The organism is Blastococcus sp. URHD0036, from assembly GCF_000701365.1.
In the GTDB taxonomy this organism is placed as follows: Bacteria; Actinomycetota; Actinomycetes; order Mycobacteriales; family Geodermatophilaceae; genus Trujillonella.
Map to the genome: position 1 here is coordinate 298190 of NZ_JNIK01000016.1, position 26402 is coordinate 324591.

General features: G+C 74.3%; 19 protein-coding genes, 3 tRNA genes and 1 pseudogene. 20 read left to right on the plus strand and 3 right to left on the minus strand.

Features of this window, described 5'->3' with window-relative positions; all coding sequences use genetic code 11:
- Nucleotides 1–22: 22 nt before the first annotated feature.
- Complete coding sequence (locus N555_RS0117775; RefSeq protein ID WP_029432847.1) at nt 23–844, minus strand: helix-turn-helix transcriptional regulator; 822 nt, start codon at nt 842–844, stop codon at nt 23–25.
- Between the two features lie 91 nt (nt 845–935).
- On the opposite strand from N555_RS0117775, the gene ilvD reads away from it, so the two are divergent.
- The 6 genes from ilvD to ilvC all read left to right on the plus strand — a co-directional run bounded on the left by ilvD (nt 936) and on the right by ilvC (nt 11822).
- Nucleotides 936–2639, plus strand: a complete 1704-nt coding sequence (gene ilvD / locus N555_RS0117780) for a dihydroxy-acid dehydratase (protein ID WP_029432848.1) — start codon at nt 936–938, stop codon at nt 2637–2639.
- 126 nt (nt 2640–2765) lie between these two features.
- Nucleotides 2766–5402 carry a putative bifunctional diguanylate cyclase/phosphodiesterase gene (locus tag N555_RS0117785; RefSeq protein WP_029432849.1) on the plus strand — a complete coding sequence of 879 codons (2637 nt, stop codon included), beginning with the start codon at nt 2766–2768 and terminating at the stop codon, nt 5400–5402.
- The gene (locus N555_RS0117790; RefSeq protein ID WP_156036405.1) at nt 5399–8119 is read left to right on the plus strand and encodes a putative bifunctional diguanylate cyclase/phosphodiesterase; all 2721 of its coding nucleotides are present in this window, start codon (nt 5399–5401) and stop codon (nt 8117–8119) included. The genes N555_RS0117785 and N555_RS0117790 overlap by 4 nt, the downstream gene beginning before the upstream one ends.
- 215 nt (nt 8120–8334) lie before the next feature.
- A complete protein-coding gene (locus N555_RS0117795; RefSeq protein ID WP_029432851.1) occupies nt 8335–10206 on the plus strand; it encodes an acetolactate synthase large subunit in 1872 nt (623 codons plus the stop codon).
- Between the two features lie 12 nt (nt 10207–10218).
- Nucleotides 10219–10758 (plus strand): acetolactate synthase small subunit, encoded by a 540-nt coding sequence (gene ilvN, locus N555_RS0117800; protein WP_029432852.1) that lies wholly within the window; start codon nt 10219–10221, stop codon nt 10756–10758.
- 35 nt (nt 10759–10793) lie between these two features.
- The gene (ilvC, locus tag N555_RS0117805) at nt 10794–11822 is read left to right on the plus strand and encodes a ketol-acid reductoisomerase (protein ID WP_029432853.1); all 1029 of its coding nucleotides are present in this window, start codon (nt 10794–10796) and stop codon (nt 11820–11822) included.
- Nucleotides 11823–11880: 58 nt separating this feature from the next.
- Here the strand turns inward: ilvC and N555_RS28420 are convergent, their stop codons facing one another.
- Nucleotides 11881–12510 (minus strand): DUF805 domain-containing protein, encoded by a 630-nt coding sequence (locus N555_RS28420; RefSeq protein ID WP_197029061.1) that lies wholly within the window; start codon nt 12508–12510, stop codon nt 11881–11883.
- A 148-nt stretch (nt 12511–12658) separates the two neighbouring features.
- On the opposite strand from N555_RS28420, the gene serA reads away from it, so the two are divergent.
- The 6 genes and pseudogenes from serA to cimA all read left to right on the plus strand — a co-directional run bounded on the left by serA (nt 12659) and on the right by cimA (nt 19498).
- Nucleotides 12659–14263, plus strand: a complete 1605-nt coding sequence (gene serA / locus N555_RS0117815) for a phosphoglycerate dehydrogenase (protein ID WP_029432855.1) — start codon at nt 12659–12661, stop codon at nt 14261–14263.
- A gap of 38 nt (nt 14264–14301) precedes the next feature.
- A complete protein-coding gene (locus tag N555_RS0117820) occupies nt 14302–15324 on the plus strand; it encodes a 3-isopropylmalate dehydrogenase (RefSeq protein WP_029432856.1) in 1023 nt (340 codons plus the stop codon).
- 71 nt (nt 15325–15395) lie between these two features.
- Complete coding sequence (locus tag N555_RS0117825) at nt 15396–16217, plus strand: SDR family NAD(P)-dependent oxidoreductase (protein ID WP_029432857.1); 822 nt, start codon at nt 15396–15398, stop codon at nt 16215–16217.
- Nucleotides 16218–16279: 62 nt separating this feature from the next.
- Nucleotides 16280–17038: pseudogene (locus N555_RS26165) on the plus strand (SDR family NAD(P)-dependent oxidoreductase).
- Nucleotides 17039–17060: 22 nt separating this feature from the next.
- Nucleotides 17061–17750 carry a hypothetical protein gene (locus N555_RS0117835; protein WP_029432858.1) on the plus strand — a complete coding sequence of 230 codons (690 nt, stop codon included), beginning with the start codon at nt 17061–17063 and terminating at the stop codon, nt 17748–17750.
- Nucleotides 17751–17908: 158 nt separating this feature from the next.
- Complete coding sequence (cimA, locus tag N555_RS0117840) at nt 17909–19498, plus strand: citramalate synthase (RefSeq protein ID WP_029432859.1); 1590 nt, start codon at nt 17909–17911, stop codon at nt 19496–19498.
- Nucleotides 19499–19555: 57 nt separating this feature from the next.
- Here cimA and N555_RS0117845 read toward each other — a convergent pair whose 3' ends face one another.
- Nucleotides 19556–19930 carry a VOC family protein gene (locus N555_RS0117845; RefSeq protein ID WP_029432860.1) on the minus strand — a complete coding sequence of 125 codons (375 nt, stop codon included), beginning with the start codon at nt 19928–19930 and terminating at the stop codon, nt 19556–19558.
- Nucleotides 19931–19999: 69 nt separating this feature from the next.
- Between N555_RS0117845 and N555_RS0117850 the strand changes: the two genes are divergently transcribed.
- The 8 genes from N555_RS0117850 (at nt 20000) to galK (ending at nt 26382) form a co-directional block, all read left to right on the plus strand.
- Nucleotides 20000–20812 (plus strand): fumarylacetoacetate hydrolase family protein, encoded by an 813-nt coding sequence (locus tag N555_RS0117850; RefSeq protein ID WP_029432861.1) that lies wholly within the window; start codon nt 20000–20002, stop codon nt 20810–20812.
- Complete coding sequence (gene gltX / locus N555_RS0117855) at nt 20809–22284, plus strand: glutamate--tRNA ligase (protein WP_029432862.1); 1476 nt, start codon at nt 20809–20811, stop codon at nt 22282–22284. Before N555_RS0117850 ends, gltX begins: the two co-directional genes overlap by 4 nt.
- Nucleotides 22281–23543 carry a CPBP family intramembrane glutamic endopeptidase gene (locus tag N555_RS27000; RefSeq protein WP_156036406.1) on the plus strand — a complete coding sequence of 421 codons (1263 nt, stop codon included), beginning with the start codon at nt 22281–22283 and terminating at the stop codon, nt 23541–23543. The genes gltX and N555_RS27000 overlap by 4 nt, the downstream gene beginning before the upstream one ends.
- A 73-nt stretch (nt 23544–23616) precedes the next feature.
- Nucleotides 23617–23688, plus strand: a tRNA-Gln gene (locus tag N555_RS0117865).
- 33 nt (nt 23689–23721) lie between these two features.
- Nucleotides 23722–23794, plus strand: a tRNA-Glu gene (locus tag N555_RS0117870).
- Between the two features lie 113 nt (nt 23795–23907).
- Nucleotides 23908–23980 (plus strand) — tRNA-Glu (locus N555_RS0117880).
- 141 nt (nt 23981–24121) lie between these two features.
- Entirely contained in the window at nt 24122–25216 is a 1095-nt protein-coding gene (gene galT, locus N555_RS0117885; RefSeq protein ID WP_156036407.1) for a galactose-1-phosphate uridylyltransferase, read from the plus strand.
- Nucleotides 25213–26382, plus strand: a complete 1170-nt coding sequence (gene galK, locus N555_RS0117890) for a galactokinase (RefSeq protein ID WP_029432865.1) — start codon at nt 25213–25215, stop codon at nt 26380–26382. The genes galT and galK overlap by 4 nt, the downstream gene beginning before the upstream one ends.
- Nucleotides 26383–26402: the final 20 nt, after the last annotated feature.

The window sequence follows — 26402 nt, forward strand, 5'->3', positions numbered from 1 at the left end:
CTGCCGATGCTCCCAGACGCGGTCAGCCGGCGAGGCGGTGCAGGCGCTGCTCGGTCTCGCTGCCCGGGGCCGCGGTGTAGACGACCAGCTGGACGCCGGGCGCGTCGGCGGGCGTCAGCTGGTGGTGCTCGAGCAGCAGGGTGCCGACCCCGGGGTGCTCGAAGCGCCGCTCGGCCGAGCTGAACCGGTCGACGTCGCGGCTGGCCCAGCCGGTGCGGAAGTGCTCGCTGGCGGCCTCCAGGCGGGCGACGAGGGCGACGAGCTCGGGGTCGCCGAGCCGGTTCCCGGCCTCGGCACGGAACTGGGTGAGGAACCGCCGGCTGTCGGCCTCCCAGTCCCCGAGCAGCGCGCGGACCGCCGGGTCGGTGAACACCAGCCAGAGCAGGTTCCGGTCGGCGGGCCCGGCGGTGGCGACGCCGGGGTAGAAGCGGGCGTAGGCGTCGTTCCAGCCGACGATCGCCCAGCTCGCCGTGATGGCGTAGGCGGGGGAGGGGCCCAGCGCGTCGAGCAGCCGCTGCAGGTGGGCGGGCAGCCGGTCGGGTCCCGCCGAGGGGGCCGGGGCGCCGTGCCCGGCCAGCCGCAGCACGTACTCGTGCTCGGCCGCCGAGAGTCGCAGCGTGCGGGCCAGGGCGTCCACCACCTGCCGCGACGGGTGGATGTCGCGCCCCTGCTCCAGCCACGTGTACCAGGTGTGGCTCACGCCGGAGAGCAGCGCGACCTCCTCCCGCCGCAGCCCCGGGGTCCGCCGGGCGCCGCTCCCGGGGAGGCCGGCGGTGTCGGGGTCGACCTGCCGGCGCCGGGACCGCAGGAAGGCCGCGAGCTCCTGGCGGGAGGGGCTGGTCACGCGTCCTCCTCGGGACGAGCGGGTGGTGGTGTCGCTACCAGTATCGATGCTGTCTCGGCGTTCACCGTCCCCGCGCCTAGGCTCGGGGACCGTGACCACCGTCGAGGAACCCCGCGCAGCCACCGTCGACGTCAAGCCCCGCAGCCGCGAGGTGACCGACGGGGACCAGAAGGCGCCGGCCCGCGCCATGCTGCGCGCCGTCGGCATGGGCGACGACGACTGGGAGAAGCCGCAGATCGGCGTCGCCTCGTCGTGGAACGAGATCACCCCCTGCAACCTCTCCCTCGACCGGCTGGCCAAGCGGGCCAAGGAGGGCGTGCACGCCGCCGGCGGCTACCCGCTCGAGTTCGGCACCATCTCGGTCTCCGACGGCATCTCGATGGGCCACGAGGGCATGCGCGCCTCGCTGGTCTCCCGCGAGGTCATCGCCGACTCGGTCGAGACGGTGATGTTCGCCGAGCGGCTCGACGGATCGGTGCTGCTCGCCGGCTGCGACAAGTCCCTGCCGGGGATGCTGATGGCCGCCGCCCGGCTCGACCTCGCCGCCGTCTTCCTCTACTCGGGCTCCACGCTGCCGGGGAAGCTCGGCGACCGGGACCTCACGCTGATCGACGTCTTCGAGGGCGTCGGGGCCTGCGCCGCCGGCAAGATCACCCGTGACGAGCTGACGGCGATCGAGAAGGCCGCCTGCCCGGGCATGGGCTCCTGCGGCGGCATGTACACCGCCAACACCATGGCCAGCGTCGCCGAGGCGCTGGGCATGAGCCTCCCGGGCAGTGCCGCCCCGCCGGCGCCCGACAACCGCCGCGACGCCTACGCCGTCGCCTCGGGCGAGGCCGTGGTCAACCTGCTCCGCAAGGGCATCACCGCGCGCCAGATCATGACCCGCGAGGCCTTCGAGAACGCGATCACCGTCGTCATGGCGCTGGGCGGCTCCACCAACGCCGTCCTTCACCTGCTGGCGATGGCCCACGAGGCGCAGGTCGAGCTGACCCTCGACGACTTCAACCGGATCGGCGACCGCGTCCCGCACCTGGCCGACGTGAAGCCCTTCGGTCGCTTCGTCATGACCGACATCGACCGGGTGGGCGGCGTGCCCGTCGTCCTCAAGGCACTGCTGGACGCCGGCCTGCTGCACGGCGACGCGCTGACCGTGACCGGGAAGACGATGGCGGAGAACCTGGCCGACATCGCCCCGCCGGACCTCGACGGCACGATCATCCACGCGATGAACAACCCGATCCACAAGACCGGGGGCCTCACGATCCTGCGCGGCTCGCTGTCGCCGGACGGCGCCGTGGTGAAGTCCGCCGGTTTCGACGCCGAGGTCTTCGAGGGCACCGCCCGGGTGTTCGACGGCGAGCAGGGCGCGATGGACGCCGTCACCGAGGGGACGCTCCAGCCCAACGACGTCGTCGTCATCCGGTACGAGGGCCCCCGCGGTGGCCCGGGGATGCGCGAGATGCTCGCCGTCACCGGCGCGATCAAGGGTGCGGGCCTGGGCAAGGACGTCCTCCTGCTGACCGACGGCCGGTTCTCCGGCGGGACGACGGGGCTGTGCGTCGGTCACGTCGCCCCCGAGGCGACCGACGGCGGCCCGATCGCGTTCGTGCGCGACGGCGACCGGATCCGGCTCGACCTGGCCAACCGGACGCTGGACCTGCTGGTGGACGACGAGGAGCTGGCCCGCCGCAAGGAGGGCTGGGAGCCGCTGCCCCCGCGCTACACGACCGGGGTGCTCGGCAAGTACGCCAAGCTCGTCGGCTCCGCGGCGAACGGCGCCATCTGCGGCTGATCCGCGCGGAACTGCACTTCTGCACCGTGCAGAAGTGCAGTTCTGCCCGGGGAACGGCCACCCCCTCGGGGTGAGACCGGCCCGGAAGGGCTGGAGCAGTGACCGCCGCGTGCCGAGGTCCTCGATGTGGACAGGCAGAGGTGGGCCCTGCTGGCGGGCACCGGTGCGGCCCTCGTGGCCTGCATCGTGGCTGCCGTCGTGCCCGGGCTCGACCGGCTCGGCGACGTCGCTGTCGCGGCCGCCGGCGTCGGCGCCGCCGTCTGGATCGCCCGCCACGGATGGCGGCACCAGCGGGGCGCCCGCGGCTGGCGGCTCCTCGCCGCGGCGACGCTGTGCCCGGTCGCCGGGTTCGCCGCCTACCTCGTCCTCGCGCCCGCCGACCGGGTCGACGGCGTCCTCCTGCGCTGGGCGCCCACCGTGCCCGGCTACGCGCTCGCCGTCGCCGCACTGCTGACTCTGGTCCCGCGCGACCGGCTCCGGACCGGCACCCGGGCGGTCGTCGAGGTCACGCTGTTCGGCGCCGCCTGCCTGACCGGCATGCAGCTGCTCGTCTTCGGTCCCTCCGGGACCTGGGCCGCCACCTCCCCGGCCGGCCGGCTGGTCCTGGTCGCCGCCGTCCTGACCACCTCGGCGCTGCTCGTGGCCGCGCTCGTCCTGCTCGCCGCCGTGGAGAGCCACCGCCAGCCGATGGCGCTGGTCGTGCTCGGCGCCTCGGTGCTCCTCACCGCCGGGCGCGGCCTGGGGACCTCCGGGGCCCTCAACCACCTCGACGGTGCCGTCGACGTCAGCCGGTCCCTCGTGGTCGCCGGCCTGGCGCTGCTCGCCCTCGCCGCCTCGACCGACCCCGGACCCGGGCGGGCCGGGACCCGGCCGGCACCGCGCACCGGCCGCTCCGTCCGGCTGGGGTCGGTCCTGCCGCACCTGGCCATGCTGGTCGCGGTCCTCGCCGTCTGCACGACCTACCTGTTCGGGCTCCAGCCCTCGACCGCGACGGTCGCCGGCGCCGGCTGCTGCGTCGCCCTCGCCGCCGTGCACCGCTGGGTGACGGCGCGGGACGAGGCACGCCGGAGCACCCGCATCCTGCGCAGCGAGGCGTGGTACCGCTCGCTCGTCGGCTCCGGCGGCGACGCCCTCCTGATCCTCGACGGCGACCTGCGCGTCACCTGGGCCTCGCCGACGGTCGAGCAGCTGCTCGGCGCCGGCGTCGACCTCGCCGGTCGCGACCTGCTGGCCGTGACCCACGCCGCCGACGCGCTGCCCGTGGCCCGCGCCCTGCAGCGCACCGAGCCGGCCGGCGGGCTGCTCGAGCTGCGCCTCCCGCACGCCGACGGCACCTGGCGGCACGTCGAGGCCGCCGTCGCCGACCTCCGCACCGACCCCGAGGTGGGCGGGATCGTCCTGCACTGCCGCGACGTGACCGCACGGCACGAGCGCGAGATGGAGCTCGAGGACGTCGCCTTCACCGACCCGCTCACCGGCCTGCCCAACCGGACCGGTCTCGACCGGCTGATCGAGCACCGCCTGGCCGTCGCCGGGACCGAGGGCGTCGAGCCGACGACCCTGCTGCTCGTCGAGGTCGACGGCCTGACCGGGGTCCGCGAGGACGCCGGCCGCGACCTGGCCTCCTCGGTTCTGGTCGAGCTGGCCCGGCGGCTGCGCGTCACCGTCCGCGGGACCGAGTCCGTGGCCCGGCTGGGGGGCGACGCCTTCGCCGTCCTGGCCGTGGGCGAGCCGCGGACCAGCGACCTGCTGGCCGACCGCTGCCTGTCGGCGGTCGAGCAGCCGATCACCACCACCGCGGGGGTCTACGACCTCACCGCCGACATCGGCCTGGTCACGCTCGAGCCCGGCACGCCGCTGGGCGACGTCTGGGGCCGGGCCGAGGTCGCCGTCCGGGCCGCCCGCTCGGCCGGCCGGGGCACCGCCCGCCGGTTCGACGCCGCCCTGGGCGCGGCCGCGCAGCGGCGGGCCCGCCTGCGGGAGGACCTCCCGGGCGCCCGCGCGCGCGGCGAGATCAGCGTCGTCTTCCAGCCGGTGGTCGCTCTGGAGCAGCAGCGGATCGTCGGGGTCGAGGCGCTGCTGCGCTGGCGGCACCCGGAGCTCGGCGAGGTCCCGCCGGTCGAGTTCGTGCCGATCGCGGAGCGCGCCGGCGTGATCGGCGAGCTCCAGCGCTGGGCTCTCGAGGAGGCCGCGCGGGCCGCCGTCACGCTGCCGGTCATCCACGACCCCCTCCGGCTGGGCGTCAACATCTCCGCCTCGCACGTGGCCGCACGGACCCTCGTCGGTGACGTCGCGGCGGTGCTGCAGGCCACCGGCCTGCCGCCCGAGCGGCTCATCCTCGAGATCACCGAGGCGACGCTGATGGCCGACACCGACGACATCGCCGTCGACGTCGAGGCCCTGCGGCTGATGGGCGTGCACGTCGCGCTCGACGACTTCGGCATCGGCCAGTCCTCGCTCACCCACCTGAACGCGCTGCCCATCGACGTGCTCAAGCTCGACCGGGACTTCGTCGCCCGGGTCGACCGGCACCCGCGCAGCCGCGCGCTCTGCGAGTCGGTGATCGCGATCGGGCGCGCCCTCGGCGTGGACATCGTCGCCGAGGGCGTGGAGACGCCGGCCCAGCTGGGTGTGCTGCGCGGCCTCGGCTGCGGGTTCGCGCAGGGCTTCCTGCTCTCCCGCCCGCTGCGGCTGTCCGAGCTCACCGAGCTGCTGGAGACCGGCGCCGGCTCGCTGTGGCCCGGCCTGGTCGGCACCCGATGAGCCGGCTCCGGTCCACTCCCGCGTTCGGCCTCCTGCTCGTGCTGCTCGGTGCCGTCTGCGCCGGCGCCGAGCTCTCCGGGTCGGCGCTGGACTCCTGGGTGGTCCCCGCGTGCCTGGCGGCGGGATCGCTCGCCTGCGCCGCGTACGTCACCCACCTCACCGCCCGTCTCCCCAGCCGCTCCCGACGGCCCTGGCGCGCACTGGCCCTGTCCGGCGTCCTGCTGGCCAGCGGCCAGCTGATCGCCGGCGTCCGGGGGGTCACCGCCGACCGCGGCACCGGCGGCCTCGAGGACCTGGCGATGCTGTCGGCGGCCCCGGTCGCCATCGCCGGCGCCGTCTGGCTGATGCCCACCCGGGCCGGCCGCCGGATCGGCTCCCGCGCGCTGCTCGACGGGCTCATCGTGACCGCCTCCGTCGCGGTCCTCGGGCACATCGTGCTCGGGGACCTCCTGCCCGCCGGTGGTGGCGCGGCCGACGAGCTGCTCGCCACGGCCTACCCGCTGGTCGCCGTCGCGTTGTGCGGCGTCGGCCTGGTCCCGGTGACCGCGGTCGCCGAGGTCCGCCGGTCCGCGGCCACCTGGCTGCTGGTCACCTTCCTCGGCATGGCGGTCGTCGCCGTCAGCGGTGCCGTGGGGCGCGACACCGGCGCGGCCCTCCCGCTCCTGCTGGCCGACCTCGCCTGGCTCGGCACGCTGGCCACGGCCGCCCGCGGCGCGGCCGTCGACCCGGGCGAGCCGGCCGGCCAGCCGGTGCACCGCACGCTCCCGCTGCGTGGCGGGCTGGCGGCGCTGGCCGCCGCCGCGCTGCTGCTCGCCGTCCTGACCGGTGGCGCCGCCCTCGGGCGGTCGCTGACCCCCGCCCAGGCCGCCGGTGGCCTCCTCGTCGTCGGCCTCATGTCCGTGCGCACTCTGCTGTGGGCCCTGGACGCCCACCGCCTCACCCGGCGGCTGCAGCGGGCCGAGGGGCGCTTCCGCGCCCTCGTGCACAGCGGGGACGCCGTCACCGTGCTGCTGGACCCCAGTGGACGGGTCGGCTGGGTCTCCGGGCCGGTGGCCGAGCAGCTCGGCTGGGAGGACGACGACCTGGTGGGGCGGGCACTGTCGGCGCTGCTGCACCTCCAGCACCGCGCCACGCTGGCCCAGCTCGTCGCCGCCGTCCGGGCCGGTGCGCCCGTCGAGCTCCCGGTCACGGTCCGGCTGGGCAGCCGCGCGGGCCAGTGGCACGACATCGAGATCCTCGGGGCGGCGCCCGAGGGCGACGGATCGACCGGCCTCGTGCTGCACCTGCGCGACGTCAGCGAGCGCAGCGCCACCCAGCGCGAGCTGGAGCGCATGGCCTACACCGACTTCCTCACCGGGCTGCCCAACCGCGCCCGTCTCATGGCAGGCCTCGACACCGCGATCGCGCGCGCCGAGGCCGGCCGGCGGGCCTGCCTCCTGCTGCTGGACCTGGACGGCTTCAAGGCGGTCAACGACGTGGCCGGGCACGACGCCGGGGACCGGCTGCTGCGCGAGGTCGCCGGCTCGCTCACCGGCGCCGCCCGCGACGTCGACCTGGTCGCCCGCCTCGGCGGCGACGAGTTCGCCATCGTGGTCGACTCCGGCCCCGACGAGGCGCTCGCCCTCGCCGAGCGGCTCGTCGCCCTGCTCGACCGCACCCACCGGTTCCCCACCGCGGGACCGGACTCCGGGTCGGGGACGGGACCGCCGCTGCACGTCTCCACCAGCATCGGTGTCGCCGAGATCGGCCGGCACGGGGACGCCTCGGCCACCCTGCACCAGGCCGACCTCGCGCTGCGCACCGCGAAGGCGCACGGCAAGAACGGCGTCCGCGCGTCCGGTCAGGCCATCGTCGAGGAGACCGGCCGGCGCAGCCGGCTGGCCCACGACCTGGCGCTCGCGCTGGAGCGGGGCGAGCTCACGGTGGCCTACCAGCCGGTCGTCGGCGTCGTCGAGCGGCGGGTCCTCGGCCTGGAGGCGCTCGTCCGCTGGGAGCACCCGGAACTGGGCGCGATCTCGCCGGAGGAGTTCGTCACCCTGGCCGAGCAGGACGGCCTCATCGTGCCGCTGCAGCGCTGGGTCATCCGGACCGCGACCGCCGACCACGCCCGCCTGGTGGCCGACGGACGCGACCTGCGGCTGGCGGTGAACGTCTCGGCGATGCACGTGCACGCGCGCTGCCTCGTCGAGGACGTCGCCGACGCCCTGGAGCGTTCGGGGCTGCCTGCTGACCGGCTGATGATCGAGCTGACCGAGTCGGTGTTCACCGACGACGCCGAGCTGCTGCGCAGCACGCTGGGGGAGCTGTCCGACCTCGGCTGCGTCATCTCCCTCGACGACTTCGGCAAGGGCTCGTCCTCGCTGACCCAGCTGGCCCGGCTGCCCGTCGACGTGCTGAAGATGGACCGCGGCTTCGTCACCGGCATCGACGCCGACCCGCGCCGCGCGGCCCTGGTGGCCGGCGTGGTCGACCTCGGCCGCACCCTGGGGATGGACATCGTGGCCGAGGGCGTGGAGACGCCCGCCGAGCTGGCCGCGCTCACCGCCCTCGGCTGCCGCTTCCTGCAGGGCTGGCTGGTCGGCCGGCCGGTGCCGGCCGGAACGGTCGCGGGGGTCGTCGACGGGTTCGACCCCGCGGTGCTCGACGCCGGGCCCGACCCGGCCGACGTGTCCCACGTCTCGCACGACACCGTCCACCTGGCGGGACAGCGCGGTTGACGAGGAGGCCGGAGGGGGCGCACAGTGGGTGCGTGCCCTCCGCCTGCCAGATCCTCGTAGTCGCCTAGCGCGTCGGTCGCCGACCGACGCGCTGACCCCTCCGTGCCCGCGGCACGAGGGGTTTTTTTGCGCCCCGAGCAGGGAGCGCGCCCGCCCTCCGGCCCGCACCGGGCCACCCGCAGACCGCCGTCAGGCCCCGCCAGGAGAACGCCGACATGAGCACCACCACCCCGAGCGAGCAGCCGACCCGAGAAGCCGCCGCCGCGCTGACCGGCGTCGAGACCGGCGCCCGCTCGGTCGCCGAGGCAGCGCACGCCCCCGCACAGGGCATCACCGGGGCCCAGAGCCTGGTCCGGTCGCTCGAGGCGGTCGGCGTCGACGTGGTGTTCGGCATCCCGGGCGGCGCGATCCTCCCGCTCTACGACCCGCTGTTCGACTCGAAGGTGCGCCACGTGCTGGTCCGCCACGAGCAGGGCGCCGGGCACGCCGCCACCGGGTACGCCCAGGCCACCGGCCGGGTCGGGGTCTGCATGGCCACCTCCGGCCCCGGGGCGACCAACCTCGTCACGCCCCTGGCCGACGCCTACATGGACTCCGTGCCGGTCGTGGCGATCACCGGCCAGGTCCCCAGTGGCGCCATCGGCACCGACGCCTTCCAGGAAGCCGACATCCGCGGCATCACGATGCCGGTCACCAAGCACAACTTCCTCGTCACCGACGCCGCGGAGATCCCGCAGCGGATCGCCGAGGCGTTCCACCTGGCCAGCACCGGCCGGCCGGGCCCCGTCCTGGTCGACGTCCCCAAGGACATCCTGCAGGCGACCACCGACTTCGCCTGGCCGCCGCGGCTGGACCTGCCCGGCTACAAGCCGACGACCCGCCCGCACGGCAAGCAGGTGCGGGAGGCCGCCGCGCTCATCGCCGGCGCCTCGCGCCCGGTCCTGTACGTCGGCGGCGGCGTGCTCAAGGCCGGCGCCAGCGCGGAGCTGCTGGAGCTCGCGCACCTGACCGGGGCCCCCGTGGTCACCACGCTGATGGCCCGCGGCGCCTTCCCCGACAGCGACCCGCAGCACCTGGGCATGCCCGGCATGCACGGCACCGTCGCCGCGGTGACCGCGCTGCAGAAGGCCGACGTGCTCGTCGCCCTCGGCGCGCGGTTCGACGACCGGGTCACCGGCAACCTCGACTCGTTCGCCCCCGAGGCGAAGGTCGTGCACGCCGACATCGACCCGGCCGAGATCGGCAAGAACCGCAAGGCCGACGTGCCGATCGTGGGCGACGCCCGCGAGACGATCGCCGAGCTGGTCACCGCCGTCCGTGCCGAGCACGAGGCCGGGCGCACGCCCGACCTCGAGGCCTGGTGGGCGCAGCTGGACGACTGGCGCACCCGTTACCCGCTCGGCTACGACTGGCCCGAGGACGGCTCGCTGTCCCCGCAGTACGTCATCGAGCGGCTGGGCGCCATCGCCGGACCGGACGCGATCTACACCTCCGGCGTCGGCCAGCACCAGATGTGGGCCGCGCAGTTCGTGAAGTACGAGAAGCCGGGCACCTGGCTCAACAGCGGCGGCCTCGGGACGATGGGCTACGCCGTGCCGGCGGCCATGGGCGCCAAGTACGGCTGCCCCGACACCACGGTGTGGGCGATCGACGGCGACGGCTGCTTCCAGATGACCAACCAGGAGCTGGCCACCTGCGCCATCGAGGGGATCCCGATCAAGGTCGCCGTCATCAACAACGGCAACCTCGGGATGGTCCGGCAGTGGCAGACCCTCTTCTACGAGGGCCGCTACTCCAACACCAAGCTGCACGCGGTCGATGCCGAGGGCCGGCCGAAGCCGGTGCGGATCCCGGACTTCGTCGCCCTCGCCGAGGCGCTGGGCTGCGTCGGCCTGCGCTGCGAGTCCAAGGACGACGTGGACGCCGTCATCGAGAAGGCGATGGCGATCACCGACGCCCCGGTCGTCATCGACTTCGTGGTCGGTGCCGACGCGCAGGTGTGGCCGATGGTGGCCGCCGGCTCCAGCAACGACGACATCCTGGCCGCGCGCGACCTGCGCCCGGTCTTCGGCGACAACCAGGTCTGAGGAGCGACAGCCATGACCCGCCACACCCTGTCGGTCCTCGTCGAGAACAAGTCCGGCGTCCTGGCCCGCGTCTCGGCGCTGTTCAGCCGCCGTGGCTTCAACATCGAGTCGCTGGCCGTCGGCCCCACCGAGAACCCGGACCTCTCGCGCATGACGATCGTCGTCGACGCCGAGTCCGCTCCGCTGGAGCAGATCACCAAGCAGCTCAACAAGCTGATCGAGGTCATCAAGATCGTGGAGCTGGAGGGCGACGCCGCCGTCCAGCGCGAGCTGCTCATGGTCAAGGTCCGGGCCCCCATGGCCGACCGCACCCAGGTGCTGCAGACCGCCGACCTCTTCCGTGCCCGCGTCATCGACGTGAACACCGACACCGTGACCCTCGAGGCCACCGGCACGCCGGACAAGCTGCAGGCACTGCTGGCCGTCCTCGCGCCGCTCGGCATCAAGGAGATGGCCCAGTCCGGCACCGTCGCCCTGGGCCGGGGACCCCGGTCGATGTCGGGCTCCATGTCGGGCGCCGGTACCTTGCGCCCCGTCGACCGCACCGCCTGAAGTACAGAAACCGCTACCGAAGGAGCACGTTCCGCATGGCCGCCGAGATCTTCTACGACGACGACGCCGACCTGTCGATCATCCAGGGGCGCACCGTCGCCGTCCTCGGGTACGGCAGCCAGGGGCACGCGCACGCGCTGTCGCTGCGCGACTCGGGGGTCGACGTCCGCGTCGGCCTCCCCGAGGGCAGCAAGAGCCGCGCCAAGGCCGAGGCCGAGGGCCTGCGGGTGCTCACGCCTTCCGAGGCGGCCGCCGAGGCCGACCTGATCATGATCCTGGCGCCCGACCACGTGCAGCGGCACCTGTACACCGAGTCGGTCGAGCCCAACCTGCAGGACGGCGACGCGCTGTTCTTCGGCCACGGCTTCAACATCCGGTTCGGCTACATCAAGCCCCCGGCCGGCGTCGACGTCGCGATGGTCGCCCCCAAGGGCCCCGGCCACCTCGTGCGCCGCGAGTTCGAGAACGGCAAGGGCGTGCCCTGCCTGGTCGCCGTCGAGCAGGACGCCAGCGGCTCCGCGCTGCAGCTCGCGCTGTCCTACGCCAAGGGCATCGGCGGCGCCCGCGCCGGCGTCATCAAGACGACCTTCGCCGAGGAGACCGAGACCGACCTCTTCGGTGAGCAGGCCGTGCTCTGCGGTGGCGCCAGCGCGCTCATCACCGCCGGGTTCGAGACCCTCACCGAGGCCGGCTACCAGCCCGAGGTCGCCTACTTCGAGTGCCTGCACGAGCTGAAGCTGATCGTCGACCTCATGTACGAGGGCGGCATCGCCAAGCAGCGCTGGTCGGTGTCCGACACCGCCGAGTACGGCGACTACACCTCCGGCCCGAAGGTCATCGACGCCCGCGTGAAGGAGTCGATGGGCGAGGTCCTGGCCGCGATCAAGGACGGCTCCTGGGCCGCCGCGTTCATCGCCGACCAGGACGCCGGTGCGCCGGACTTCAAGGCCAAGCGGGCCGCCGCCGAGGCGCACCCGATCGAGGAGACCGGGCGCAAGCTGCGCGGCCTGATGAGCTGGGTGTCGGCGTCCGACGACTACACCGGCACCGCCGCCCGCAACTAGCCGGCGACGTGACGAGGCCCCCGCTGCTGCTGCAGCGGGGGCCTCGTGCGTGCGGGGGTCAGTAGCCGTAGGCCACGGGCTTCGGCGGGACGCCGTGCTGGTTCGGCCGCGGCTCGCTGTCGGTGGCCCACCAGACGATCAGCAGGATGATGCCGACCAGCGGGACGAGGGCGATCAGCTGCCACCACCCCGAGCGGCCGGTGTCGTGCAGGCGGCGGGCGCCCACGGCCAGGCCCGGGATGAGCAGGCCCAGCCCGACGATGATCTGCAGGGCCGGGAACCCGATGGCCTGGTCGATCAGGCTGGCCACGAACGAGACGATGAAGTTGAACAGGTAGAACCACCAGAACTCCGAGCGGCGGGCGCGGCCGGTGAAGTCGGCGTACTTCGACAGCACGGTGCGCACGGCCTCGGGCATGCCCATGCTCGCCCCGCCGGCCGGTGCACCGGAGTAGGCCGGCGCCGGCTGGTACTGCGGGGGACCGCCCTGGGGCTGGCCGTAGGCCTGGTTGCCGTAGCCGCCCTGGGGCTGGCCGTAGGGCTGGTTCCCGTAGCCACCCTGCGGCTGGCCGTAGGGCGGGGTGCCCTGGCCGCCCTGGGGCGGGCCGTAGCCCGGCTGACCGGAGGGCGGGCCGGACGGGGGACCCGACGGGGCGCCGTAGGGGTCGTTCGGGTCGGAGCTGGACATGCCGGTGGTTCCTCCCGGTAGGTGTCTCGCCGACGGCGAGCGCTCGGCGTCGGAGCGTAGGGCCTCCACGCGTCCCCCGAGCGGTTCTGGGCCACGGGGACGGGGGTGGGCGGGGCGTCGCACGGGGACGCTCCTAGGCTGTTGCCCCGTGACCGCCACCGTGCCGGGGACCGCGCCCGTCGTCCTGATCGCCGAAGAGCTCGCCCCGAGTGTCCTGGAGGTCCTCGGCGGCGACGTCGAGATCCGGCACGTCGACGGCGCCGACCGCGCCGCCCTGCTGCCGGCCCTGGCCGACGCCGCGGCGGTGATGATCCGCAGCGCCACGCAGATCGACGCCGAGGCGCTCGCCGCCGCGCCGAACCTCAAGGTCGTCGCCCGTGCCGGCATCGGGCTGGACAACGTGGACGTGTCCGCCGCCACCGAGCGCGGCGTCATGGTCGTCAACGCGCCGACCTCCAACATCACCAGCGCCGCCGAGCACGCCGTCGCGCTGCTGCTCGCCGCCGCGCGGCAGATCCCCGCCGCCGACGCGTCGCTGCGCGAGGGTGCCTGGAAGCGCTCCAAGTTCATGGGCGTCGAGGTCACCGACAAGACCGTCGGCGTCGTCGGCCTCGGCCGGATCGGCGTCCTGGTGGCCCAGCGGCTGGCCGCCTTCGGCACCACGCTGATCGCCTACGACCCCTACATCCAGCCGGGTCGCGCCGCCCAGCTCGGCGTCCGGCTGGTCTCGCTGGAGGAGCTGCTCCGCGAGTCCGACTTCATCACCATCCACCTGCCCAAGACGCCGGAGACCCTCGGCCTCATCGGGGCCGAGGAGCTGGCCACCACCAAGAAGGGCGTCATCATCGTCAACGCCGCCCGCGGTGGGCTGGTCGACGAGGCGGCGCTGGCCGACGCCCTGCGGTCCGGGCAGGTCGGCGCGGCCGGTCTCGACGTGTACGCCAAGGAGCCGACCACCGACAGCCCGCTGTTCGCGCTGCCGAACACCGTCGTCACCCCGCACCTGGGTGCCTCGACCACCGAGGCGCAGGACAAGGCCGGCACGGCGGTCGCGCACTCGGTGCGGCTGGCGCTGCAGGGCGAGTTCGTGCCGGACGCGGTCAACGTCCAGGCCGGCGGCGTCGTCGCCGAGGACGTGCGGCCCGGACTCCCGCTGGCGGAGAAGCTCGGGACCGTCTTCACCGCGGTGGCCGGTGGGCTCGCCCAGTCGATCACCATCGACGTGCGCGGCAAGCTCGCCGAGTTCGACGTCACCGTCCTGCAGCTCGCCGTCCTCAAGGGCGTCTTCGGCGACGTGGTCGAGGACCAGGTGACCTACGTGAACGCGCCCCTGTTCGCCGAGCAGCGCGGGCTGGAGGTGGCGCTGACCAGCGACGTCGAGAGCCCCGACTACCGCAACCTGGTCGCCGTCCGCGGCGCCATGGCCGACGGCGCCGAGGTCACCGTCTCCGGCACGCTGTTCGGCAAGAACCAGCTGCCGAAGCTCACCGAGATCGACGGCTTCGACATCGACCTCGACCTCTCCGGTCACCTTCTCTTCTTCGTCTACACCGACCGCCCCGGCGTCGTCGGCACCGTTGGTGCGGCGCTGGGCGAGGCCGGCATCAACATCGCCGGCGCGCAGGTCAGCCGCACGACCAAGGGCGGCGAGGCGCTGATGGCCGTCACCGTCGACAGCCCCGTGCCCGCGGAGCTGCTGGCCGACATCGCCGCTCGCATCGGAGCCCGTGAGGCGCGCGCCGCCGACCTGTGACGCAGCTCGCACGTGGGGCCCGGCTAGGGTCGGGCCCCATGCGCCTGGCAGTGATCGCGGGAGACGGAATCGGCCCGGAGGTCGTGGCCGAGGGACTCAAGGTCCTCGGCGAGGTCGCCCCCGACCTCGAGACCACCCCCTACGACCTGGGGGCCGCCCGCTGGCAGGCCACCGGCGAGCTGCTGCCGGAGTCGGTGCTCGACGAGCTCCGCCAGCACGACGCGATCCTGCTCGGCGCGATCGGTGACCCGTCGGTGCCGCCGGGCATCCTCGAGCGCGGGCTGCTGCTGCGGCTGCGCTTCGAGCTCGACCACCACGTCAACCTGCGCCCGGCGCGGCTGTTCGACGGCGTCCGCAGCCCGCTGGCCGCCCCCGGCGCCATCGACATGCTCTGCGTCCGCGAGGGCACCGAGGGGCCCTACGTCGGCAACGGCGGGGTGCTCCGTCGCGACACCTCGCAGGAGATCGCCACCGAGGTCAGCATCAACACCGCCTTCGGTGTCGAGCGCGTGGTCCGGTACGCCTTCGAGCGCGCGGTCGCCCGCCCCCGCAAGCACCTGACGCTGGTGCACAAGACGAACGTGCTGACCTTCGCCGGGTCGCTGTGGTCGCGCACCGTCGAGGAGGTCTCGGCGGAGTTCCCCGAGGTCACCGTGGCCTACCAGCACGTGGACGCCGCGACGATGTTCTTCGTCAGCGACCCCGGCCGCTTCGACGTCATCGTGACCGACAACCTGTTCGGCGACATCGTCACCGACCTGGCCGCCGCCGTCACCGGGGGGATCGGGCTGGCCGCCAGCGGGAACCTCGACGCGTCGGGCACCAACCCGAGCATGTTCGAGCCGGTCCACGGCTCGGCGCCCGACATCGCCGGCCAGGGGATCGCCGACCCGACCGCGACCGTGCTGTCGGTGGGGATGCTCCTGGAGCACCTCGGCCGGGCCGAGCAGGCCAAGAAGGTCAACGCCGCGGTCGCCTTCGAGGTGTCCACCCGCGACCCGCAGGCGTCCATCCGCACCCAGGAGGTCGGCGACCGGCTCGCCGCGCTCGCCTCCGGCTGAGGCTCTGCGGCGCCTTGACGTAAACTGAAACGCGGTTACAGACTGCGGGTCGGTCCAGTCGAGGGAGCCGCATGCAGATCACCGGGTTGACCGGCACGGTCGCCGTCGTCACGGGCGCTGCCCGCATGCGTTCGATCGGACGGGCGATCACGCTGGAGCTGGCCCGAGCGGGCTGCGACGTGGCGATCACCGGGACCGACCGGCACCCCGACACGTTCCCCGCCGAGGAGCGCGAGGCCGGCTGGCTCGGTCTGTCGTCGGTCGCGGCGGAGGTCGAGGCGCTGGGTCGCCGCTGTCTCCCGCTGACCCCCGGCGGCCGGGGAGCGGAGGAGCACGCGGCCCACATGGCCCAGCGGGTGACCGGCGAGCTCGGGAACATCGGGGTGCTGGTGAACAACGCCGCGGCCTCTCGCGGCGCTGACCGGGTCCCGGTCGTCGACGTGCCCGACGGCGTCTTCGAGTCGGTGGTGGACACCAATCTCAACGGGGCATTCGCGACGAGCCGGGCCGTGGCGCGGGCGATGGTCTCCGCCGGCCGGGGCGGCAGCATCGTCAACATCTCCTCGATCGGCGGGAAGCTGGCCGCCGGCCGCACCGCCGCCTATGCCGCGTCCAAGGCAGGACTGCAGGCGCTCACCTCGGCGATGGCGCAGGAACTCGGCCCGGCCGGCATCCGGGTCAACGCCGTCTGTCCGGGGATCGTCCGGACGTCGCGGCTGGACGACATGTCCGACGAGCGACTGGCCGCCGTCCTGGAGTCCTCGGTCCCGCTGCGCCGTCCGGGGCGGCCCGAGGACGTCGCGCACCTCGTGGTGTTCCTCAGCAGCGACCAGGGGGCGTGGATCACCGGCCAGGCGATCAACGTCGACGGCGGGCAGCTGACGATCCGGTGAGCGACGACGATTCGCGCCTCCGTCCTGCCCTGCGCGACCGGCTGGCCGGCCACAGCGTCGTCGTGACCGGCGCCGGTACCGGCGAGGGGGTGGGCAACGGGCAGGCGATCGGCCGGCTGCTGGCCGCCCAGGGCGCGGCCGTCGTCTGCGGCGACCTGCACCGGGACCGGGCAGAGCAGGTGGCCGCGGGGATCCGGGACGACGGCGGGACCGCGGCCGCCGTCGCGGGGGACGTGCGCGATCCCGAGGTCGCCGCCGCGCTGGTGCAGGCCGCCGTCGACCTCTCCGGGCGGCTGACCGGTCTGGTGTGCACCGTCGGCATCGGCGGCGCCACCTCGGTGCTCCACCCGCCGGATCCCGACCCGTGGCAGCAGGTCCTCGACGTCAACGTGACGGGAGCGCTGCGGTGCGTCCGCGCCGCCGCACCGGCGCTCGTCGCTGCGGGTGGCGGCTCGATCGTCACGGTCGGCTCCACGGCCGGGATGCGGTACTACCAGCCGGGCGCCCTGGCCTACGCCACCAGCAAAGCCGCCCTGACGGGGCTGACGACGTCGGTGGCCGGCGAGCTGGGCCCGCACCGCGTGCGGGCCAACACGGTCGTGATCGGTCAGGTGTGGTCGCCGATGGTGGCCGCCGCTGCCGCCCGCCAGGCCGATCCGGCGGCCTAACGGGACGGCCGGCGGCGCTCCGGGCTGGTGCCCGACGAGGGCACCCCCTGGGACGTCGCCGACGCGGTCGCGTTCCTCATCAGCGACGAGTCCCGGTGGATCACCGGGCAGTCGCTGGTGGTGGACGCCGGTGCGACCCTGACCATGCGGTGATCCCGATCCGACGGAGGCAGCGATGCGCACGGTGACCCCCAGCGAGACCCGGACGGTCGACCGCGGTCACGGGTACGCGCTGAGCGACTACCTGGGCGACCACACCGATGCCGGCGCGGGCCCCCAGGCCTACCTGGTCCGGCAGGGGACCGCGGAGCTCGGGGCCCACTTCCACGAGGTGGACCAGTTCCAGGTCGTCGTCGGCGGCGCGGGGACGCTGGGGCGCGAGCCGGTCGGCCGCGGCGTCCTGCACTACGCCGACGCATACACCGCCTACGGACCGATCCGGACCGACCCCGCCGTCGGCCTGGAGTACGTGACGCTGCGGCTGGAGCCCACGACGGGCATCAACCCCATGCCGGAGGAGCGGGCGAAGCGGCGCGCTGCGGGCGGGGGAGGGGAGCACTTCACCTGCGCCCTCGACGGCACCGCGCAGCCGGGCACCCGGGCCCGAGAGCTGGCCCGGACCCGGCGTGGTGCCCGCGCCCTGGCCCTGCGCCTGCCCCCGGGCGCGACGCCCGAGGCCGAGGGCCTGCCGGCGAGCGGTCGTGGATACGCCGTCGTCCTCGGGGGAGCGCTGCGCGACGGCGGGCGCGAGCTCCCGGCCGGCAGCGTGCTCGCCCTCGACCGGCCCGGCGAGCTGACCCGGCTGGTGGCCGACGGGACCACCGGCGCCGAGCTCGCCGTCTGCCTGTTCCCCGAGGCCGGCTGAGCGGCGCGCCGCCTGTGCTTTACTCGGCGGTGATGTCCCGCACCGGCACGATCGCCATTCGCTAGCGCGCAGTCACCTCCTCCGACTGCGCGCAGACCTCCCGTACCCGGGGGGTCTTTTTCGTGTCCGGGCCGAATCCACCCTCCGCAGGAGATCCGATGTCCACCGATCTCGACTTCCACGTCTTCGACACCACCCTGCGCGACGGTGCGCAGCGCGAGGGCGTCAGCTACTCCGTCGCCGACAAGCTCGCCGTGGCGCGGCTGCTGGACGAGATCGGCGTCGGCTACATCGAGGGCGGCTGGCCGGGGGCGCTGCCCAAGGACACCGAGTTCTTCGCCCGTGCCCGCACCGAACTCAAGCTGGAGCACGCGCAGCTCGTGGCGTTCGGAGCCACCCGCAAGGCCGGCGTCCGCGTGGAGGACGACCCGCAGGTCGCCGCGCTCCTCGAGGCCCAGACGCCGGTGGTCTGCCTGGTCGCCAAGTCCGACGTCCGGCACGTGCGCGAGGCGCTGCGGACGACGCTGGAGGAGAACCTCGCGATGGTGGCCGACACCGTCGCGTACCTGGTCGCGCACGGCCGGCGGGTGTTCCTCGACTGCGAGCACTTCTTCGACGGGTACGCCGCCGACCGCGACTACGGGGTGCGCGTGCTGGAGGCGGCGTTCGGGGCCGGCGCGGAGGTCGGCGTCCTGTGCGACACCAACGGCGGCATGCTGCCGATGACGGTCGGCCGGGTGGTCGCCGACGTGCGGGCCCGTACCGGCGGGAAGCTCGGGATCCACTGCCAGAACGACACCGGCTGCGCGGTGGCCAACACCCTCGCCGCGGTCGAGGCCGGCGTGACGCACGTCCAGGGCACCGCGAACGGCTACGGCGAGCGGGCCGGCAACGCCGACACCTTCCAGCTGATCGCGAACCTCGTCACGAAGATGGACCTCCCCGTGGTGCCGGCCGACTGCCTGCCCGAGCTGCAGCGGGTCAGCCACGCCATCGCCGAGCTCGCCAACATCGCGCCCGACGACCACCAGCCCTTCGTCGGCGCCTCGGCGTTCGCGCACAAGGCCGGGCTGCACGCCAGCGCCATCAAGGTCAGCCCCGAGCTCTACAACCACCTCGACCCGGCCGTCGTGGGCAACGACATGCGCATCCTGGTCACCGAGATGGCCGGCCGCGCCTCGGTGGAGCTCAAGGGCCGCGAGCTCGGCGTCGACCTCGCCGGGCAGGGCGACGCGATCGGCCGCGTGGTCGACCAGGTGAAGGTGCTGGAGGCCGACGGCTGGTCGTTCGAGGCCGCCGACGCGAGCTTCGAGCTGCTGCTGCGCGCCCAGCTGCCCGACGCGGCGCCGCCGCTGTTCGAGCTGGAGAGCTACCGCGCCACCGTCGAGCACTGGGGCAACGGCCTGGTGGTCGGCGAGGCCACCGTGAAGGTGCACGTGCCCAACCCCGACGGGACGACGGAGCGGATCATCTGCACCGCCGAGGGCAACGGCCCGGTGAACGCCCTCGACGTGGCGCTGCGCCAGGCGCTGGTGACCCGCTACCCGCAGCTGGCCGAGGTCGAGCTCGCCGACTACAAGGTGCGCATCCTCGGCTGGAAGGGCGGCACGAGCGCCCGCACCCGCGTGCTGATCGACACCACCGACGGGGTGGGGGAGTGGACCACCGTCGGCGTGCACGACAACGTCGTCGAGGCGAGCTGGCACGCGCTCGTCGACGCGCTCACCTACGCCGTCCGCCACCGCTGACGTGCGCCCAGGGCGCGTCTCCGGCCGGGGAACGCGCCCTGGGTGGACATCGCCCGCTCAGGGGTCGAGGCGGGTGCGCAGCAGGCAGAACACGTTGCCCTCCGGGTCGGCCAGCACGTGCCAGCCCTCGTCCCCGGTCTGCCCGACGTCGGCCGGCACGGCGCCGAGCGCCAGCAGCCGCTGCAGCTCCGCCTCCTGGTCGCAGTCGGTGGCGTTGACGTCGACGTGCATCCGCCCCCCGGTCGGGGCGAGCTCGCCGACGGGTCCGAAGACGAGCGTGGGAGCGGGACCGCCGAAGCCCGCCTCCGGGCCGATCTCGACGGCGCCGTCCTCCCGGGAGAGGACCCGGTAGCCGAGCACCTCCGCCCACCAGGCGGCGAGCGCCTCGGGGTCGCGGCTGTCGACGACGATCTCGGAGAGACGGCAGGCCATGACCCCCGACCGTAGGCGGTGGACGGCGGCGGCGCGGCCCGGACCCCGGGTGGTCAGTAGCCTCGACCCGTGCGCATCGTCCGCTTCGCCTCGCCCTCCGGCATGTCCTTCGGTGTCCTCGACGGTGACGGTCAGGTCGCCCAGATCGAGGGCCACCCGTTCGGCTCCATCTCCTTCACCGGGCAGCGGTTCCCGCAGGCCGACATCCGGCTGCTCTCGCCGATCCTGCCCAGCAAGGTCGTCTGCGTCGGGAAGAACTACGCCGACCACGTCAAGGAGATGAACACCGGGGACGCGCCGAAGGAGCCGCTGCTGTTCCTCAAGCCGTCGACGTCGGTCATCGGCCCCGGTGACGCCATCCGCATCCCGCCGGGCAGCACGAACGTGCACCACGAGGCCGAGCTCGCCGTCGTCATCGGTGCCCGCGGCGCGCGCAACGTCAGCCCGGAGCAGGTCCCGGCCAGCGTCTTCGGCTACACGATCGGCAACGACGTCACCGAGCGGGACATGCAGCGCAGCGACGGTCAGTGGACCCGCGCCAAGGGCTTCGACTCGTTCTGCCCGATCGGGCCGTGGATCGAGACCGACCTCCCGGGCATCGGCAAGGACCCGGCCGACCTGCAGGTCACCTGCACCGTCGACGGCGAGCTGCGCCAGGACGGCCGCACGAGCCAGCTGCTCTTCGACGTGCCGACGCTCATCTCCTACATCTCGCGGGTGATGACCCTGCTCCCCGGCGACGTCGTCCTCACCGGGACGCCGTCCGGGGTCGGGCCGATCGCGCCGGGGCAGCGCGTCGAGGTGTCGATCGAGGGGCTGGGCACGCTGGCCAACACCGTCTCCGGTGCCGACACCGTCTCCTCGGCCGGCGGCGCGCGGTGACCGCCCCGGTGAAGACCCGGTTCTGTCCCTCGCCGACCGGCCTGGTGCACGTCGGCGCCATGCGGACGGCGCTGTTCAACTGGGCGCACGCCCGCCACACCGGCGGCACCTTCGTCTTCCGCATCGAGGACACCGACGCCGCCCGCGACAGCGACGAGTCCTACCGGCACCTGCTCGACTGCATGCGCTGGCTCGGGATGGACTGGGACGAGGGGCCCGAGGTCGGCGGGCCGAACGGGCCGTACCGGCAGTCGGAGCGGTCCGAGGTCTACCGCGAGATCGCCGGGAAGCTGCTGGCCTCCGGCCACGCCTACGAGTCGTTCTCCACCAACGAGGAGGTCGACGCCCGCCGCCGGGCCGCCGGGCAGGACCCCAAGCTCGGCTACGACAACGCCGACCGGCACCTCACCGACGCGCAGAAGCAGGCCTTCCGCGACGAGGGCCGGCTGCCGGTGCTGCGGCTGCGGATGCCGGAGACCGACATCGCCTGGACCGACCTCGTCCGCGGGGAGATCTCCTTCGCGGCCGGCTCGGTGCCGGACTTCGTGCTGATGCGCGGCAACGGCGCGCCGCTGTACCCCTTCACCAACCCGGTGGACGACGCCCTGATGGGCATCACCGACGTGCTCCGCGGCGAGGACCTGCTGCCCTCCACCCCGCGGCAGATCGCGCTCTACCGGGCGCTGACCGACATCGGCGTCGCGCCGGGCACCCCGCGGTTCGGGCACCTGCCGCTGGTGTTCGGCGAGGGCAACAAGAAGCTGTCCAAGCGCGACCCGCAGTCGAACTTCGACGTCTACCGCGAGCGCGGGTTCCTGCCCGAGGGGCTGATCAACTACCTGGCCCTGCTCGGCTGGGCGATCGCCGACGACCGGGACGTGTTCTCCGTGGCGGAGATGGTCGAGGCCTTCGACGTCACCCGGGTGAGCGCCAACCCGGCCCGCTTCGACCTCAAGAAGGCCGAGGCGATCAACGCCACCCACCTGCGCGCGCTGCCGATCGAGGAGTTCCTCCGGCACGTGCGGCCCTTCCTCGCCGGCGCCGGGCTGATCGCCGACCCGCCGACCGAGGAGCAGGAGCGGGTCCTGCGGGCCATCGCGCCGCTGGCCCAGGAGCGGATGATCGTGCTCTCCGACGCCGTCGGCCTGCTCGGCTTCCTCTTCACCGACGAGGTGGAGATCGACCCCGCCGCCGCGGCGAAGCAGCTGGCCGGGGACGACGCCGCCGAGGTCCTGGACGCCGCCACCGCCGCGCTCACGGGCCTCGCCGACTGGTCCACCGCCGCGATCGAGGAGGCACTGAAGACCGCGCTCGTCGACGGTCTGGGCCGCAAGCCCCGGCAGGCGTTCGGCCCGGTGCGGGTCGCGGTCAGCGGCCGCACGGTGTCCCCGCCGCTGTACGAGTCGATCGAGCTGCTCGGCCGGGAGCGCACCCTCCACCGCCTGGCCGCGGCACGGGCGCACGGGGGATGACCGAGGCCGGCGGCCCCGGCTGGGGAGACGAGCCCTACGCGGGGCCGCCGCCGACGGCCCGCTACGGCGCGCCACCGCTGGTCCCCGGAGCACTGCCCGGCCTGCACCCGCACCTGCCCCCGGGTGCCCCCGGCCCGGTGCCCTGGCCGCTCGGGCCGGTGCCGATGCCCCCGGGACCGCACACCCACCCGAGCGGCCCACCGGGGCCGTGGACGGGACCCCCCGGCCCGGCACCGTGGGGCCCGCCGGCACCGTGGGGCCCGTCGTGGGGCCCGCCACCACCGTGGGCGGTGCCGCCCTGGGCGCTGCCCAAGCCGCTGCCGCACGACGTGCCCACACCGTTCCTGCTGGTCATGCGCGCGCGGACCTGGCGCTGGTGGCAGCCGCTGCTCGGGCTGTTCCTGTTCGCCGTCGTCTACACGGTGGGCGCGTTCGCCGTCGTCTTCCTGGGTGCCGTGGCCGTGGTGTCGCGCGGGGCGGTCGACCTGGAGTTCGACGACCTCACCGACCCGGCGACCCTGCTGATCACCAACCTCAGCCTGATCGTCGCGATCCCCGTCGTCTGGCTGTGCTGGGTGGCCGCGCACCAGCTGCCGATCGGGTCCTCCTCCTCGGTGCTCGGCCGGCTTCGGTGGGACCTGTTCCGCGCCTACGTCCCGCTGGCGGTGCTCGCCCTGGGCCTGGGCATCGCCGTACAGCTCGGCCTCGGCGTCGCCCTGGACGACGGCGCGGAGGTCACCGGGCCGGTCCGCTCGTTCGCGCTGCTGGTGTTCTTCGTGCTGCTCACCACGCCGCTGCAGTCGGCCGCCGAGGAGTACGTCTTCCGCGGGTACCTCAGTCAGGCGATCGCGGCCTGGATCGGGCGGGAACGGGCCGGGGCCCTGGTCGCGGCGCTCCTGACCGCGACGCTGTTCTCGCTGGCCCACGTGCCCGGCGACCTCCTGCTGTTCCTCGACCGGTTCGCCTTCGGGCTGGCCGCCTCGGCGGTGGTGGCGCTGACCGGCGGGCTGGAGGCGGCGATCGTGCTCCACGCGGTGAACAACGTGCTGGTCTTCCTGCTGGCCGGCGCGCTGGGGGAGGGCGTGGAGACCGATGCAACGGTCAGCGGCTGGTCCGGTCTCGTGGTGGTGCTGCTCGACGTCCTGGCGATGGCGGCGTACGTGCTGCTCGTGCGCAGGTCGGTGGGCCGTCGGCCACCCGCGACCCGCACGCCGGCACAGGACCTGCGGCTCCGGCCGGTCGGCGCCGCGGCCCGCTGAGGGGAGGGGGTGCGCGGGACCGCTCAGCGGGTCGGGTATGGTTGTTCCCGCGCCGCGAGGCGTGCACGACCCTTGGGGTATGGGGTAATTGGCAGCCCGACGGTTTCTGGTTCCGTTAGTCTAGGTTCGAGTCCTGGTACCCCAGCGAGGAAGCGCCATCTCCTCAGCACCACCGCACGGCCCCGTCGTCTAGCGGCCCAGGACGCCGCCCTCTCACGGCGGTAGCGAGGGTTCGAATCCCTTCGGGGCTACGCGACCGAGAGCCCCCGACCCACGGTCGGGGGCTCTCGCCGTTCCCGGGCCCCGTGGCGCGGCACCCCCAGGTGCGGCGCGCGTCGGTGAGCGTGGCACGATGGCAGTGCACGGCCCCGTCGTCTAGCGGCCCAGGACGCCGCCCTCTCACGGCGGTAGCGAGGGTTCGAATCCCTTCGGGGCTACGCGTCCGAGAGCCCCCGGCCCCACCGGCCGGGGGCTCTCGCCGTTCCCGGCCACCGGGCCCCCGCGCAGGCGGCTGACCAGCGGCGCGACTAGCGTCGAGCACCGGCGCGGCCCGCCGGGGCGGCAGGAGGGCGGGGCACGTGATCCGCACGAGTCGTCGGATGGCCGACGGCCGCGAGATCCTCTACTACGAGGTGGACGGGTCGGCGGTCTCCCACGACACCCCCGACACCCGGGACCTCCCGGCGGTCGGCACGCACTCGCAGCTGCGCTGGGACGCGCTGCTCGGCGAGTGGGTCGTCTACGCCGCCCACCGGCAGTCGCGGACCTTCCTCCCGCCGGCCGACGAGTGCCCGCTGTGCCCCACCCGGCCCGGTCGTCCGCCGACCGAGGTGCCGGAGGCCGACTACCAGGTCGTCGTCTTCGAGAACCGGTTCCCGTCGCTGGCCACCGCGGTCGACCCCGACGTCCCGCCGACGGCCCCCGGCGCCCCCTACGCGGAGCAGCGCCCCGGGTTCGGCCGCTGCGAGGTCGTGGTCTTCACGAGCGACCACGACCGCGCCCCGGCCGAGCTGGGTGCCGAGCGGCTGCGCCTGCTGGTCGACGTCTGGGCCGACCGGACGGCGACGCTGGCCGCGATCGAGGGCGTCGAGTACGTCTACCCCTTCGAGAACCACGGCGAGGAGATCGGGGTGACGCTGGGCCATCCGCACGGGCAGGTCTACGCCTACCCCTTCCTGCCCTCCCGGGTCGAGCGGGTCCTCGCCTCGGTCGAGCGGCACCGCGAGCAGACCGGCGGCGACCTCTTCGCCGACGTCGTGGCCGCCGAGCGGGGCGGACCGCGGGTGGTCGCGGCCAACGAGCACTGGACCGCCTTCGTGCCGGCCGCCGCCCGCTGGCCCTACGAGCTGCAGCTGTTCCCGCACCGCCGGGTGCCCGATCTCCCGGCACTCACCGGCGAGGAGCGGACGGCGCTCGCGGAGCTCTTCGGCGACTCGCTCGGCCGGTTCGCCCACCGCTTCGACGAGCCGATGAACTACATCGCCGCCTGGAACCAGGCCCCGGTGCACCGTGGCCGCGAGGACTGGTGGCTGCACCTGCAGCTGTTCAGCCTGCGCCGCGCCCCGGGCAAGCTGAAGTACCTCGCCGGCTCGGAGTCGGGCATGGGCGCCTTCATCAGCGACACGAGCCCCGAGGACGTCGCGGAGCAGCTGCGGAACGTGGTCGTCCCGTGAGCTCCGACGCCGAGCTGGGGGCGGTCGCCCGCGCCGCGTTCGTCACCGCCTTCGACGCCGAGCCGGAGGGCGTCTGGGCGGCGCCCGGCCGGGTCAACGTCATCGGCGAGCACACCGACTACAACGAGGGCTTCGTGCTCCCGGTCGCGCTGGGTCAGACCACCCGGGCCGCGGTGGCCCGCCGAGCCGACGGCCGCCTCGCCCTCGTCTCGGCGCAGCACCCCGACCAGCGGGTCGAGCTGGACCTGGCGGACCTGGCACCCGGGCACCCGGCGGGCTGGGCCGGCTACCCGGCGGGCGTCGTGCAGGAGCTGCGGGAGCGGGTGCCCGGCGGGGTGAGCGTGCTCGTCGACGGTGACGTGCCGGCGGGGATGGGGCTGTCGTCGTCGGCGGCGCTGTCGTGCTCCGTGGCCCTGGCGCTGCGCGACCTCGCCGCCCCGGAACTGTCGGTGGCCGACCTGGTCGACGTCGCCCGCGCGGCCGAGAACGACTTCGTCGGGGCGCCGACCGGGATCCTCGACCAATCGGCGTCGCTGCTGTGCACCGCCGGCCACGCCCTGTTCCTCGACACCCGCGACCGCAGCAGCGAGCAGGTCCCGCTGGACCTCGAGGCGGCCGGGCTGGTGCTGCTGGTCGTCGACACCGGGACGACGCACAGCCACGCGACCGGGGGCTACGGCGACCGGCGGCGCGAGTGCGAGCAGGCCGCGGAGCACCTGGGCGTGCGGGCGCTGCGGGACGTCGCCGACGTCGACGCCCTCGCCCCGCTGGACGACGGGACCGACGACGGCGCGGTGCTGCTGCGCCGTGCCCGCCACGTGGTCACCGAGGACGCCCGCGTGCTGGAGGTCGTGCGGCTGCTGCGCGACACCGGCGACCCGCGGGCGGTCGGGCCGGTGCTCACCGCCGGGCACGCCTCGCTGCGCGACGACTTCCAGATCTCGACGCCGGAACTGGACACCTGCGTCGCCGCCGCGCTCGAGGCCGGTGCCGAGGGGGCCCGGATGGTCGGCGGCGGGTTCGGCGGGAGCGCGATCGTGCTGGTCGAGGCCGGGTCCGTCGATCGGGTGACCGACGTGATCACGCGTCGATTCCGGGAACACGGGTACAGCGCGCCCCGGACCTCCCTCGCCGTGCCCTCGCCGGGAGCCCGCCGGCTCAGCTGAACCAACCACCTGCGAGACAA

Coding starts and splice junctions, on each gene's coding strand:
- N555_RS0117835 (WP_029432858.1), top strand. CDS start 17,061: ATGCGCACGGTGACCCCCAGCGAGACCCGGACGGTCGACCGCGGTCAC.
- N555_RS0117820 (WP_029432856.1), top strand. CDS start 14,302: ATGCGCCTGGCAGTGATCGCGGGAGACGGAATCGGCCCGGAGGTCGTG.
- ilvN (WP_029432852.1), top strand. CDS start 10,219: ATGACCCGCCACACCCTGTCGGTCCTCGTCGAGAACAAGTCCGGCGTC.
- N555_RS0117845 (WP_029432860.1), bottom strand. CDS start 19,930: ATGGCCTGCCGTCTCTCCGAGATCGTCGTCGACAGCCGCGACCCCGAG.
- N555_RS0117795 (WP_029432851.1), top strand. CDS start 8,335: ATGAGCACCACCACCCCGAGCGAGCAGCCGACCCGAGAAGCCGCCGCC.
- N555_RS28420 (WP_197029061.1), bottom strand. CDS start 12,510: ATGTCCAGCTCCGACCCGAACGACCCCTACGGCGCCCCGTCGGGTCCC.
- N555_RS0117790 (WP_156036405.1), top strand. CDS start 5,399: ATGAGCCGGCTCCGGTCCACTCCCGCGTTCGGCCTCCTGCTCGTGCTG.
- N555_RS0117825 (WP_029432857.1), top strand. CDS start 15,396: ATGCAGATCACCGGGTTGACCGGCACGGTCGCCGTCGTCACGGGCGCT.
- ilvC (WP_029432853.1), top strand. CDS start 10,794: ATGGCCGCCGAGATCTTCTACGACGACGACGCCGACCTGTCGATCATC.
- N555_RS27000 (WP_156036406.1), top strand. CDS start 22,281: ATGACCGAGGCCGGCGGCCCCGGCTGGGGAGACGAGCCCTACGCGGGG.
- cimA (WP_029432859.1), top strand. CDS start 17,909: ATGTCCACCGATCTCGACTTCCACGTCTTCGACACCACCCTGCGCGAC.